At 52.6% G+C, this 12,653-nt stretch carries 11 protein-coding genes and 1 pseudogene; 8 read left to right on the top strand and 4 right to left on the bottom strand.

Features of this window, described 5'->3' with window-relative positions:
- Positions 1–413: 413 nt before the first annotated feature.
- From ABWV33_RS01410 to ABWV33_RS01400, 3 genes and pseudogenes are all read left to right on the top strand, one after another.
- Positions 414–608, top strand: a pseudogene (locus ABWV33_RS01410) (sulfatase-like hydrolase/transferase); the annotation flags it as partial.
- 30 nt (positions 609–638) lie between these two features.
- On the top strand, positions 639–914 hold the full coding sequence (locus tag ABWV33_RS01405) for a hypothetical protein (protein ID WP_353328778.1): 276 nt from the start codon (positions 639–641) through the stop codon (positions 912–914).
- Positions 915–1,262: 348 nt separating this feature from the next.
- Positions 1,263–1,682 carry a GNAT family N-acetyltransferase gene (locus tag ABWV33_RS01400; protein WP_353328776.1) on the top strand — a complete coding sequence of 140 codons (420 nt, stop codon included), beginning with the start codon at positions 1,263–1,265 and terminating at the stop codon, positions 1,680–1,682.
- Positions 1,683–2,060: 378 nt separating this feature from the next.
- On the opposite strand, the gene pdxR is transcribed toward ABWV33_RS01400, so the two are convergent.
- The 3 genes from pdxR to ABWV33_RS01385 all read right to left on the bottom strand — a co-directional run bounded on the left by pdxR (position 2,061) and on the right by ABWV33_RS01385 (position 4,812).
- Positions 2,061–3,482 (bottom strand): MocR-like pyridoxine biosynthesis transcription factor PdxR, encoded by a 1,422-nt coding sequence (gene pdxR, locus ABWV33_RS01395; RefSeq protein WP_353328774.1) that lies wholly within the window; start codon positions 3,480–3,482, stop codon positions 2,061–2,063.
- A 944-nt stretch (positions 3,483–4,426) separates the two neighbouring features.
- Complete coding sequence (locus tag ABWV33_RS01390) at positions 4,427–4,654, bottom strand: hypothetical protein (RefSeq protein ID WP_353328772.1); 228 nt, start codon at positions 4,652–4,654, stop codon at positions 4,427–4,429.
- The gene (locus tag ABWV33_RS01385; RefSeq protein ID WP_258546999.1) at positions 4,651–4,812 is read right to left on the bottom strand and encodes a hypothetical protein; all 162 of its coding nucleotides are present in this window, start codon (positions 4,810–4,812) and stop codon (positions 4,651–4,653) included. The genes ABWV33_RS01390 and ABWV33_RS01385 overlap by 4 nt, the downstream gene beginning before the upstream one ends.
- Positions 4,813–5,050: 238 nt before the next feature.
- Here ABWV33_RS01385 and ABWV33_RS01380 point away from each other — a divergent pair, with 238 nt between their 5' ends.
- The 3 genes from ABWV33_RS01380 (at position 5,051) to ABWV33_RS01370 (ending at position 7,748) form a co-directional block, all read left to right on the top strand.
- A complete protein-coding gene (locus ABWV33_RS01380) occupies positions 5,051–5,182 on the top strand; it encodes a hypothetical protein (protein ID WP_353328771.1) in 132 nt (43 codons plus the stop codon).
- 318 nt (positions 5,183–5,500) lie between these two features.
- Positions 5,501–5,665 carry a hypothetical protein gene (locus ABWV33_RS01375; protein WP_353328769.1) on the top strand — a complete coding sequence of 55 codons (165 nt, stop codon included), beginning with the start codon at positions 5,501–5,503 and terminating at the stop codon, positions 5,663–5,665.
- A 685-nt stretch (positions 5,666–6,350) separates the two neighbouring features.
- Complete coding sequence (locus tag ABWV33_RS01370) at positions 6,351–7,748, top strand: MFS transporter (RefSeq protein ID WP_353328767.1); 1,398 nt, start codon at positions 6,351–6,353, stop codon at positions 7,746–7,748.
- Here the strand turns inward: ABWV33_RS01370 and ABWV33_RS01365 are convergent.
- A complete protein-coding gene (locus ABWV33_RS01365) occupies positions 7,745–8,692 on the bottom strand; it encodes a LysR family transcriptional regulator (RefSeq protein ID WP_353328765.1) in 948 nt (315 codons plus the stop codon). The genes ABWV33_RS01370 and ABWV33_RS01365 overlap by 4 nt on opposite strands.
- A gap of 84 nt (positions 8,693–8,776) precedes the next feature.
- Here ABWV33_RS01365 and ABWV33_RS01360 point away from each other — a divergent pair, with 84 nt between their 5' ends.
- Positions 8,777–12,172 carry an SDR family NAD(P)-dependent oxidoreductase gene (locus tag ABWV33_RS01360; protein WP_353328763.1) on the top strand — a complete coding sequence of 1,132 codons (3,396 nt, stop codon included), beginning with the start codon at positions 8,777–8,779 and terminating at the stop codon, positions 12,170–12,172.
- Positions 12,165–12,557, top strand: a complete 393-nt coding sequence (locus ABWV33_RS01355; RefSeq protein ID WP_108788555.1) for a DUF2147 domain-containing protein — start codon at positions 12,165–12,167, stop codon at positions 12,555–12,557. The genes ABWV33_RS01360 and ABWV33_RS01355 overlap by 8 nt, the downstream gene beginning before the upstream one ends.
- Positions 12,558–12,653: the final 96 nt, after the last annotated feature.

Here is a 12,653-nt window from a genome sequence, read left to right as displayed (position 1 = left end):
TAGATAAACCTTACGATCAAGGATTAGAAATGCTGAAAGATTGATCTATTATCTAAACGATATTTAAATAGGACCATTCTGAGTAATCAAGATCACAGAAAGAAACCAAAAACCTGGCGATCTAAGTCCTCGCCACCACTTTTACGAAAGGAAAAAATTGCCCAAAATTCATCGCCTGACTGCGATTGTCGCAGCTTTTTCGTGTACAATTTCTGTTTCTGCGTCGGCACAGAACTTTGATCCGACATCATTGTCAACTTACGCCAGTAAACCGAACATTATTCTAATCGTCTCCGATGACACAGGCTATTGGAACTTCGGAGCCTACCACTGCGGCGGCGCGCGCGGAATGGCCACGCCTAACCTTGACCAATTGGCTAAGGAAGGAATGATGTAAACCGACTTTTTATGCGCAATCTTCCTGCACACCGGGTTGCGCAGCCATGCAAACGGGGCGCTTCCCGAACAGGTCGGGCATGCCAACCATGGCTTTTCAAGACCAAGGCGGAGGGCTTCCAGCAGCAGAATGGACGCTCGCGTCGGTGCTGAAGCAAGCTGATTACAACACTTTCTTCATGGGCAAGTGGCACCTCGGAGAGTCCGATTAAGCGCTGCCGAAACCCCATGGATATGATAAGATGCAGAAAACGTTTCTCTATCATTTGAACTCGTTGACCTATGCTCTTCCCGACTGGCATGTTCAGATGACCGAAGACCGGCGCGCTTTCTTTCGTGAAACGACAACTGGCGTACTTGAAAGAGTGGCGTGTGAAGCGCCAAATGAGATACTTACCATCGAAGATTTGACGACCGCAGATCTGGTTAACTTGGACTCCGTAGGAGCCGAGAAATCTGTGGCTGAACTTGAGCGCCTCGCAGGTCTGGATCAACCGTTTTTCATGTCGATAAACTGAGCAGCACACTACCAGACAAATCTTCCCTCACCTGATTTTGAGGGCAAACTTGCGATCAAAAACAAGTACGGTAAAAAGGTCGTAGCACTTGACTATCGCACCGGGAAAATCCTCGAGAAGGTCAAGGAACTTAGGATCGAAGAAAACACTCTAATCATCTACACTGTCGATACCGTAGAGTGGCATTGGATAGCATTGGCGAATCCACATCCAGCGTGACTGGCCCTGATGCAGCGCCTCTCATGTAGGGGCTCCCGAACGAACAACTGTGCCAGGCAGAAATGGATACTATCGCAAAAGTCCAAAGACTGGAGTTCCGAAAAACAGGAGTAGAAGAAGCCGTTCAACTTGCCAAAGATTTCCTTAGCCTATGTTAAACGTAACGGGCTGGTTGCTAGCAACGTCCTGTTTACCCCATTCGTCTTACAGGACCACCCGGACAAAAAGTACTACTTCTTGGCACCTTCCGGCATTTTGCCAGAGCTTAAAGCCCATGGGGTTGGCAAAGAGTTGATGGAAACCAGTATCGCACACCTAAGGTCCGTTGGAACGGATGCCTGGTTCGTTCTGGATGTCCCGGATTTCTACCCTCGGCATGGGTTTACACCAACTGACAAGAAGACACCCTACCCAGATCTTCTGACTGTACCGGAGGCAAGGATTGCGCTTGAGTTGGCAGCCCGAACTGTCGAGAAACTAAGCGGAAAGACAAAGGCGATCGCTCAGTCTATGCAATCGCGTAGATGGGACACTTCGGGGCGTCGGTGATGTTACTCTCCCCCCTACTGCAATACCCAACACCAGACGTTCGGCGTTGCAAGCCGAGTGTCTGGTTCGTACACAACTATGTCCTTGGAGCACCGCGCAACAAATTGCATGCTAGGTCCGTCTCAGCCTTGCTGTGACACAGCGCTTGGGCGACGCTGAAAGCAGCCATTAAAAGCAACGAAGCTGTAATAGCGAAGAACCAAGAATATCTCAGGACAATATTTTGACGTTATCTGATTTCTCTTTGGGCAATGAAGGTTCTGGAAGTGGAGCTGCCACCCAAAGAAGTTGGGTGAAACACAGAATACGATGCGCTTACTAATACTTCTGTTGCACTGTTCCCGTGCTATGAGTTGCGGAGCCATGACTGCATTGATATTACCCCGAATGCCCAGAGCGAGCTTCGCAAAAACAAGTTTTCAAGAGTTCCAAAGCTAGCTCCATTTCTTCCTCAGAGTATGCGCAAAAACCCATAATCAGGCCATTGTACACAGAGTTTCCTTTTGAAAATATGGACAGCGGGACAACAGTAATACCCTGTTCAGATGCACGGCGGGCAATTTCAGTGTCTTTGCAACCTTCCGTCAAATGGAATACGATCTGCATACCTGCTTGGTGGTCACGCACATACCCGAATTGGGAAAATTCCAGCGCGAGCCTTTCCAATAGGAATTTACGGCGTTCACCATAAGTGCGGCGCACACGACGGAGGTGTCGATAAAACTCACCCGACGCCATGAATTCGGCCAATGCCTGTTGCGGCATAAAACTTGCCTTGAGCCCGAACCGGCGCATTGTGGTGCGAAAGCGTGCGATCAATGGTTCGGGAACGATGGCATATCCAAGCCGCAGAGAGTTCGAAAAAATCTTGGAAAAACTGCCAATGTAAATTGTTCGGTTGAGGTTGTCGAAACCCGACATGGCCGGAATTGGGCGGCCAGAGTACCTAAATTCGCTGTCGTAATCGTCTTCAACGACCCAAGCGTCTTCTTTCGTCGCCCACTGCAGGTATTCCAGCCGGCGGCTGGGTGACATTGCCCCACCCAATGGATATTGGTGTGACGGCGTTAGAACCACAAGGCGAGTTAATCCCGCGTCCGTCGGCAGTTTGGCACCGCTCTCGTCGATAGCCAGAAAGTTTGTGAAAAGCCCATGTGCATCTGCGAAATGACGCATTGGCAAATAACCTGGATTTTCCAGACCAATGGTGTCTCCTTTTTTGAGCAGAGTGCGCAAGCAGATCTCAAGAGCATCCGTCGATCCCGCAGTTACCATGATCTGATGAGGAAGGGCCTCGATGCCCCGCCATTCTGACACATGTGCGGCGATGGCGCGCCGCAACTCGAAATTCCCAAAGCTGCTGCCGCCGACAAGCATCGCTTGCGGATTGGTACGACAAACGCGGGATACCGCTTTGGCCCATTGCCGGTGCGGGAACAGGCGCATGTCAGGTTGGCTGGCCTCAAAGGGGAGCACTTTTTTCTCCGGGCCCTCCTCTAGCGTGAGTTGAGCACGTTTTGTCTTGCTCGGCAGTTCGACTTCGCACAGGGCGCAAACCGTATACCCCGACCCTTGCAAGCTGTCCAAATACCCCTCAGCAACAAGTTGTTCATAAGCGGTTACAATGGTGGATCGCGACACACCAACATCGGCTGCAAACACCCGGGTTGGCGGCAGTTTTGTACCTTCACTCAACTCTCCAGAGATGGCCCGTTTGCGGATAGCAGCGCAGATTTGTTCAAATACCGGGGTTTTGGAAGTGCGATCAATGGAAAATGCTAACCATGAAGTTTGCGTCATTTTGGTATGTTCACTTTTTCAGATTCTAACAATAGAGAGCGACCAAAATTATGGCAATCCTTACACCAACAGAACTGATGATTTCACAATGTCCGCGTTATGGCTTTGTTGAGGAAATTAGTTGCCGGGCGCTTTTACATTTTCCTAGTCGGATTGCCTCAGTGACGGGTAGCTCCTGTGTTTCATCTCCATCCTGCAAATGGCCAAAGCGCTGATCACAACAATTGTTTTGACGCTTCTCGTTCTTGATACGTTGGAGCATGGCGTTTTGAAATTGTGTTGGGATTTTATAGTGGCGGTGCATCCGCCCTGCACCAATCATTGCTAATCAAGACACCACCGGAGGGGCGACCAAGGAGAATGGAACCAACTAAAGCAACTACCCCAGGGCCGCAAACTTGCCTACGCGCGCGCGGTTTTTGAGCAGGGTGTGAGCGCCTTTCCCGCTTTCAGGGCAACCCCGATTAAAGGCATGAGTATTGAGAAACTGCAACGAACTACCTTGCCAGAGAATGCATGCCCAAGTATCCGCCAAAGCCCCAGATGATACCGCTGTGCTAACTTGGCGATCCCGCCTGCTGATCAACCAGATGGTATCTGCGGGCGTCACCCAACATGGGTGAGGCTGATCGGTTGCCCGAACCACATCGCGACAACGCTGAATGGAAACAGCGGATGAGATCCGTCGCATGCCAACCATCTCAGTGCACTCCAGCCAGCGCAGCCGATTCCTCCCCTCCCAGCTAGACCCGGTATACGGCGTTTTGGCGCGCAGAGATCTCGCGCTCGAAACGGTCTATTTGGTACAACTGTTGGCTGATATCCGCCTGGGAAGTTGGACATCAAAATCAACTTGGGCTGCCTCCTGCCATTGGGAACGAGTGGTAGCTAAACGAAGATAGCCCCTTCTGGAGATGAGCTTTGGGTTGATGAGAAAATTGCGATCAACCTAATTCAAGATCAGATGAGGTGAGCCTGATCGCTGGATCGAACTGTGCGAACTGTACCTGCGCAACACTCCCTACTCCATTGGCATCGTAGTAGAGCGCGCAGTTCGTGGCATCGTGGATGATCAAGCCATTGTTGCCTTGCGCCTTGCTGTGGACCCGAAATTCGCTGGGCGACAAGGTGAACCCGATTGCGCTTAACACCAGAGCGTTCAGCGTGATCACGTCACCGCCAATCCGCCTTCTAGCGTGTCATTACGTGCCCCCCCGACAAGGATATCTGCCAGGGCAGCTCCGTCCAAAGTGTCGTCGCCGCCTGCCCCCAATACCATATCGTTCCCACCGTTGCCCAAGATAAGCTCGTTAACCTCAGAACCAACAATGGGAGTGCCGCATGCATTTCCAAAGATTTCTAAAGTTCACTTTTAAGCACCCTATCCCTCAAATGTCAGTGCGATCCAAACTCGCATTCTTCGAAATGACACGATATCGTTTGCGATAAGTCACCAGTGACGCTCCCAGATTTGTTTAGGTTGATTGGCCAGATTAACCGCCTTAACGATCCGGTGACCATCATGGTTTCAGTGCGCGAACTGCCACTGCTTTCGCGACGCGATAACCATGGCCGCCACTACAGAGCAAATCGGCAAGGTTCTAGTGGCGGCAAGTGTAGACCCGTGCACCCGCGTCAACTTTAAGAATGCGCGCGGCAAAATCAATCAGATGATGGCCGCGGGTTTCCTGCTGATCTAGCCTGTCAAAAAGAATGGACGCCGTAAATGAAGCTCGATTGGGCTGGAAAGCCGCTGGTTAATTTTAACGAGCCCCCCCGTCACCGCACCGACGATCCCTATTGTTTTTGGGGCGAATGGAAAACCTAAGTTCTGCCGGACTCAATAGCAATCTGGGCCGCTGGGGTTGATGGCGTATAACGCTGGTACAACCGCCGAAGAATACCGCCAAAATCGAAATGGGAACTTACAGCGATCAGCCACAATTTTGGTACACCCGTGAAACCGACCTCGATGATTGCTAAGAGTGGGCTTTCAACCCTGCATTGAGGAAGCACTGATGGCCCTAGTCAACAGCTATAGCAAAGCGGGTATATTGCGCCCCACACGGATCGAAACCGATCGCTTTGACCTGCTCGTACCCATCGCGGGTGGCTTGGTCCACTGTGGCCGATCCCGGACACTGCACGGTCGCGCTGACGACGCTGGCATGCGCCCCACCTAGATCCGACAAAGGGGTGCACCATGATGTCGTTTGACGTAAGCCCAGACCGCCCAGGACGCGACAACATGGATTGGCGTCGTCGGCTTGCCATCAAGGTGCAAGACCGTCTCGACCGACCGTCGACGATGAACTAATACCGAAGAATTTGAAATATTGCCAAGGAGGCGATTGATCTCGATGGAATACGTGAGGATTACCTTCATTGGTTGCGAACGTGACACAACGAAAATTGCAAATGCGGGCGCTGTGCACTAACAATCCAACAACCGCTTCCGGCCCTGAGCGGACGTTGGTGCAAAAGGCATCTAACGGCTGCTCCCGGTCCTAAGAGAACATGGATCTTCTACATCTCCGGCGAGAACCCCAACTTTTGCGGCGAGTGTTGTTAACTCATGTCTCGACCTAGAAGCGGACATTGGGACTGCTAGTTACTCTACCAATTGAAAGCGCCGATTCATCGGGTGAGAACCGGTTCTCACTGCCTCTCGAGCCTGGTGCAGAGGCGTGCAGACGTCCTTCTTCGAAAGAAAGCGAGAACGGATCGTCACAGAACACTGCCGATAAGGACGCAGATCTTCCGACCCAAAAGTTTATTTTCGCACGTTCTCAACGTCCCTGTAAGCAACCCTTACGCGGTTTACGAACGTATACCCCTTAGACACCATGGCGACCGGGAGGAACGGTCATGACGCAAAAAGTAGGTTTGGGAGGTATTGTCTCATACGGCATCGGATCGATTGCATATGGGATCAAGGACAACGGGTTCTCGACTTTCCTGATGATCTATTTCAACCAAGTTTTGGGGCTTCCGGCTTATCTGGTTGGGATCGCCTTGTTGGTCGCGATGTTGGTTGACGCAATTTCAGATCCCTGGGCCGGTTACTTGTCAGATCGTTGCACCTCCCGCTTGGGACGCAGACATCCGTTCATGTATGCCTCCATCGTGCCGATTGCGATCACCTATTACCTGCTTTGGACGCCGCCAGAGGCCAGCGAGTTCATTCTGTTTCTCTATCTGACGTTCATGTCGGTGGCGGTGCGTCTGACGCTCACCTTTTTTGAGATTCCCAACTCGGCGTTGATCGGTGAAATCTCTCATGACTATGACAAGCGGACAGCCATCACTGGTTTGCGCCTAATGTTTGGCTGGCTGGGTGGGGTCATCATGGCAGTGGTCGTCTATCAGGTGTTTCTGCCGGATTCAGTAGACTACGACCCGGGTATCCTGAACCCAGAAGGTTATACACGATACGCATTCTGGGCCACGTTGGTCATGGTAGTGACGATGTTTGTGTCTGCGGTTGGAACCCAACGGGCCGTCAAGGTTTTCAGCACTCCCGACACCAGCAGCGAAGGCTACGGATTTCGATTTTTCAAGAACGTGGGGCATGTCTTTGCCGACAGTTCCTTTAGGTCGGTGTTTCTGGCATCGCTGTGCACCAACCTAGTGTCTGGCTTAGCCATGTCGCTGCAACTCTATTTTGGAATCTTCTATTTTGGTCTGAGTTCAACCCAGATCGCGCTTGTAACACTAACGATGGTTCCTGCTGCGATCATCGCTTACTTGTCCACTGCATTTGTTGTGCGTGGTTTTGAAAAGAAATCTGTGGCTGTAACACTGAGCTGGATGGCTCTGGTGTTGTCGGTTTCTCTGGTTGTTGGAAAGTACTTCGACGTGCTCCCAGCTCCACGCAGCCCGGAATTGTTTTACGTGGTTGCCATCCTGACATTCCTGACGACAACCGTGACCGTACTTTTGAGCGCAGTGAAATTTTCGATGACGATTGATCTAGTGGACGCCGATCAGATCCGTACTGGGCACCGCGCCGAAGGGCTGTATTTTGCGGCGTTTTCGTTCACGCGCAAGGTTGTGACAGGCCTCGGGATATTTGTGTCGGGCGTCATGCTGAGCTTGGGAGCGCAAAGCGGTCGGCTGATCGATGGCAATACAATGCACTCCATTGCCATCCCCTATGTCGTACTGATCGCAGTGTTGTACACCTATTCTGTTTGGGTGCTGAAGGGATTCACACTGACCCGATCCGAACATGGCGATAACCTCCAAGCCCTCGGGAAAGGTTAAGGCCCACCTGGTGTGCGGCGCCGGAAGACGGATTGATCCAACATGCGTTGCACTTCTGAGAGAAGCTGCTTGGCCGCTGGGGGCAGTGGACGTTCCCGCAGCCACGCGGCTACGCCGGATATGGTGCTATCGTTGAACGGCCACCTTTGGACTTCGATTTTGCGCACTAGACCTGTAGCGATCTCTTGCTGAATTATGAACTCAGGCAAGATGGCCAATGCATTGGTTCTTAACAGTAGCTGACGCAGCAAACCGAAATCCTGCGATGTCAGAAACGTACCGCGCAGATCTTGAAGCCCCGAGAAAGCGTCGGGATATGCATCAAGAATGCGCCACAGGAACCAGTCTGGAACGTCCCCGCCAATGACCGACAGATGTCGCAGGTCGTTGATAAGAATAGTTGGTTTCGACAGCAAAGCGTGATCAGACCGACAAAACAGAGCGGGCGGTTGCAAAACAAGCTTGCGATAGCTCAGCACGTCTTCCTCGCGATCCGGCTGAAGGCCAAGATACACGTCAATTTCGCGGTTGCGCAGGCGCTTTTCCCAACGTGCGCGATTGCAGGAGAGGACGGTAAATTGCAACGATGGATGTTTGTTGATCATCTTGGCAAGAGGCAGGGAAAGCAGGCTTTCGCTGACTGCGGGATCCACTCCGATAACCAACCTGCCGCCTTGATGGCTCTCCATCAGCTGTAAATCGCGCGCTGCGGTATCCATGTCGTTTAGCGAGCGTCTGGCTGATTCGATTAACCGTTCGCCAAAGGCCGTAGGCACGGTACGCCCGCGTGTGCGATCAAACAATTCAACACCGTAGCTTTCTTCGAGCTTGCGAATTGTTTGGCTCACAGCCGAATGGGAAACACCTAAAGCCTCGCCAGCCAAGCGAAAATTGCCAGTGTCACCAAGCGCAACAAGTTGCCTGAGAGGGTTAAGGCCGTCCATTTCGATATCTCCGTAAGCATTGCTTACATTCTTTACAAGTTAGGTTAGCAGGTCAAACTTTGCACTGTGAGCAGAGGATGATTTATGGAATTCGAAGGTAAAGTCGCATTTGTCACTGGGGGGGCAAATGGCATCGGTTTGGCGATTGCCAATTCGTTGGGTCGGCGTGGCATGTGCGTCATGCTTGCGGACGTCGACAGCGACACATTGGTCCAAAGCTGTGCAAAGCTTTGCGATAAGGGCATCGATGCAGCTTGGGTAGAATGCGATGTCTCGGATCCGGCATCGGTAAAGAATGCCGTCGAAGCTACTCTAGAGCGATTTGGCAGGGTTCATTTCCTGGCGAACAACGCCGGAGTGTCCTTGGGGGGAGAGACAGGAACAATTCCCATCAAAGACTGGAATTGGATTCTTGGCATCAACTTGATGGGCGCAGTGCATTGCACCGAAGCATTGGTCCCCGTGTTCAAATCGCAAAGCGAGGGCGGCTTTATCTTGAACACTGCGTCCATGGCAGGGCACCTCGCCTTGCCCGGCGGTGGCCCCTACAATGCATCAAAGTTTGGTCTTGTTGGATATAGCGAGGCACTACGTCAGGAATTTGCGTCTACCGACATCGGCGTGGGTCTGTTGTGCCCCGGGTGGGTGCGCACAGATATTCATAAAAGCGCCCAAGGAAGCCCGTCGAAAAAAGAAAGTGAAGCCCCACGAAAACAAACAGAGCAGGACCGGCAGGTGGCTGCCGCGATTGATGCAGGACTCGAGCCGGACGTCGTCGCCGAGTGGGCCCTGGATCAGATCGACAAAGGGCGTTTTTATATCTTCACACAAGCCGATCTTGCGCCTTTCGTTGCAGGGCGGTTCTCCGAGATCGAGACCGATTTGCAGGCAAGCGCAGCCATCGAAGACTATGCGCTTGAGCACGCCATTGGGGTCGGCCAGGAACCGTTGGACGTGGCCGTTATCGGCGCAGGTTTTTCCGGAATCTGCGCGGCAATCAAACTGCAAGAAAGCGGCATCGTTAACTTTCGCGTCTTTGAAAAAAGCGATGGTCTTGGCGGCACTTGGTGGCACAACCGCTATCCGGGGGCAGCCTGTGACATCCCCTCGCACTTCTATTGCTACTCTTTCGAGATGAACCCCGACTGGAGCCGTTTCTATGCACCGCAGAAAGAGATACAGTCCTATATCCAACATTGCGCCGAAAAGTATGGCGTGCGGGATCGGATAAGCCTGAAGTGCGAGATCACCGAACTTCAATTTGATGAAACCAGCTCGCTGTGGATCGTTCGTTTTGAAGACGGATCAGAAGTTCGTGCTCGCTTTGTCGTAAATGCGGCCGGTGGGCTGCACAAGCCGTTCATTCCCGAATTCCCCGGACGCGAGAAATTTGACGGCGTCGAAATGCACACGGCGGAATGGGACGAGAATTTTGATCCTACCGGCAAGCGCATTGCTGTCATCGGAAGCGCAGCAAGCGCCATTCAAGCAGTTCCCCAATTGGCTCAGACCGCAGAGCATGTCACGCTATATCAGCGCACGCCCAACTACATCGCGGCGCGCGAAGATTTTGGGTACTCCGACGAGGAAAAACAAAGCTTCCGCAGAGATCCTTCGAAAATGCAGGCGGTTCGGGAGGAACAGTTCAAAGACAAGGACACCCGGCTTTACCCGATTGTCGTAAGTCCCGCGATCCGCAAGATTGCCGAAGCTGAAATCAAAGCGCACATGCGTTCGCAGATCAACGATCCAGCCCTCGCTGACAAGCTGATGCCAGATTATGAACTTGGCTGTAAGCGTATCCTGATTTCGGACGACTTCCTGCCCGCGCTCAATCGCTCCAACGTAACACTTGAAACCGCCCCAATCACGGCAATTGAACCGGCTGGTGTCAAATCCGAAGAAGCGCTGACGCCGGTGGATGCGATCATCTATGCGACGGGGTTTGATATCGAAGGGCAGCGGTCTGCCTTCCGCGTGACAGGGCAGAACGGCCGCTCGTTGGAAGACATCTGGCAGTCACGCGCTGACGCCTATAAATCCAGCATGGTTCCTGACTTGCCGAACTATTTCTTGGTGACTGGTCCCAACTCCGGTGTCGGCACCACTTCGGTTGTTTATCTGATCGAACAATCCGTGGACTGGATCGTTGACGTTATGAAATTGGCAGGGCGTGATAGCTTGGTTTCGGTGAGTGATGAGACTTGCCATAAGTTCAGTGACACATTGCAATCGCAGTTGGACAACACCGTTTGGGCGTCCGGGTGTGATAGCTGGTACATCGGTTCAAATGGCCGCATCGAAACTCTTTTTCCGGGCAATGCACGGGATTTTGCAAACCAGATGAGCCATGTGGATGAGGCAGAGTTTGTTCTGACCGAACTTGCATCCAACAAAGGCAAACCGCCCCGCAACTGGACGGCCAGAAGGCAAGCAGGCAAAGATCCGACACCAGCACGTAAATTGGATCCTACAATCGGGGCGATCCTGTCATCTCCGGACGCCAAGAATGGCCCCAAGATGCAAGAGATGTCTGCCCCGGATGCCCGTGCATTGTTCTCTGCGATGGTTGAAAGACTGGAAGCTCCGATCTCAATCCCATGCGCCATTGAAGACGGGGCCATGGAGCTTGAAGGCCGAACCCTGAACTACCGGATCTACAGGCCCGCCGAGGCGAGTCCCGAGGCGGCCGGAATGGTGTTCTTTCATGGTGGCGGGTGGGTGATCGGGGATCTGGACACACATGACAATGCCTGCCGCGCACTTGCGATTGGAAGCGGCGTTACGCTGATTTCCGTGGACTACCGCCGCGCGCCGGAATTCAAATTCCCTGCGCCCGTCGAAGACGCCCGGGATGCATATCTCTGGGTGGTTCAAAACGCAGCCGCACTTGGCCTTGATCCAACGCGCATTGGCGTAGGAGGTGACTCCGCCGGCGCGAACCTATCAGCAGTGACTGCTCAGTTGTTGCGTGACGCAGACGGTCCGAAATGTGCCTGGAGTGCGTTGATCTATCCTTCGGTTGCTGTGGGGCATGAAACACCATCGTCCATCGAGTTTGCCGAAGGTTTTGGGTTGGATGCAGCGTTGCAGGATTGGTTTGCGCGCCATTACATCCCCGAAGGCGTCGATTGGGAAGATCCGCGAATTTCACCGCTACGGGCTGTAACTCACGCAAACCTGCCGCCGGCGTTGATTGCGACAGCCGGTTTTGATCCATTGCGCGACGCAGGGCAGGAATTTGCCTCCGCACTAAGGGATGCGGGCGTGCCAGTAGATTACGTCGAATACAGCAGCCTAATCCACGGCTTCAAAAGCTGGGTTGGCATTATTCCGGACGCCGCTGCGGCCTTGCACGACATTGCTGAACGCATAGGGACGCTCGCAAGTTCACAAGGGCGAAAGGCGACGAAAAAACACGAGAACTTCAATCCATCACTCACAGAACACTCAGATCCAATAGGAGGATATCATGAATAAACTGTTTGTTGGCGCCGTGGCCCTGATGATTGCCGGACCGGCTTTCGCAAACGAACCATATGGCATTTGGCGCACGATCACGGATGACACTGGTGCTCATTTGTTGGTGGACATCCACCCATGCCAGAATGCCGAAGAAAAACTGTGCAGTACAGTGACCGAAGTCGTGAATTCGGACAACCCAGCCGCACAAGAGCTTATCGGACGGGCCATTTTTTGGGACATGGAGATTGTGGAGGAAAACCGCTGGGAAAACGGAACCGTTTATGACGTTCTGACTGATACCAACTACGATGCGCGCGTTACGCTGGGCAAAACTGCTATCAGAGTAGAAGGCTGTGTTTCTGGTTTCTGCGACGGTCAGAACTGGAAGCGGCCAGAGTAAGCAACATAGTTTCAGACCCGAGTAAAAAACACTGTGAATTGTTGCCTGCAATCGGAACGAATGAAGATTTCTTTTTGTTTCGTGACTGAGAGCCAG

The organism is Phaeobacter sp. NW0010-22, from assembly GCF_040365955.1.
GTDB lineage: Bacteria > Pseudomonadota > Alphaproteobacteria > Rhodobacterales > Rhodobacteraceae > OMPR01.
This window is presented reverse-complemented; position numbering and strand designations above follow the sequence as displayed.

What these genes read in the sequence shown, in the direction of transcription:
- ABWV33_RS01360 (WP_353328763.1), top strand. Translation starts at nt 8,777, where the DNA reads ATGGAATTCGAAGGTAAAGTCGCATTTGTCACTGGGGGGGCAAATGGC.
- pdxR (WP_353328774.1), bottom strand. Translation starts at nt 3,482, where the DNA reads ATGACGCAAACTTCATGGTTAGCATTTTCCATTGATCGCACTTCCAAA.
- ABWV33_RS01365 (WP_353328765.1), bottom strand. Translation starts at nt 8,692, where the DNA reads ATGGACGGCCTTAACCCTCTCAGGCAACTTGTTGCGCTTGGTGACACT.
- ABWV33_RS01375 (WP_353328769.1), top strand. Translation starts at nt 5,501, where the DNA reads ATGGCCCTAGTCAACAGCTATAGCAAAGCGGGTATATTGCGCCCCACA.
- ABWV33_RS01405 (WP_353328778.1), top strand. Translation starts at nt 639, where the DNA reads ATGCAGAAAACGTTTCTCTATCATTTGAACTCGTTGACCTATGCTCTT.
- ABWV33_RS01355 (WP_108788555.1), top strand. Translation starts at nt 12,165, where the DNA reads ATGAATAAACTGTTTGTTGGCGCCGTGGCCCTGATGATTGCCGGACCG.
- ABWV33_RS01370 (WP_353328767.1), top strand. Translation starts at nt 6,351, where the DNA reads ATGACGCAAAAAGTAGGTTTGGGAGGTATTGTCTCATACGGCATCGGA.
- ABWV33_RS01380 (WP_353328771.1), top strand. Translation starts at nt 5,051, where the DNA reads ATGGCCGCCACTACAGAGCAAATCGGCAAGGTTCTAGTGGCGGCAAGT.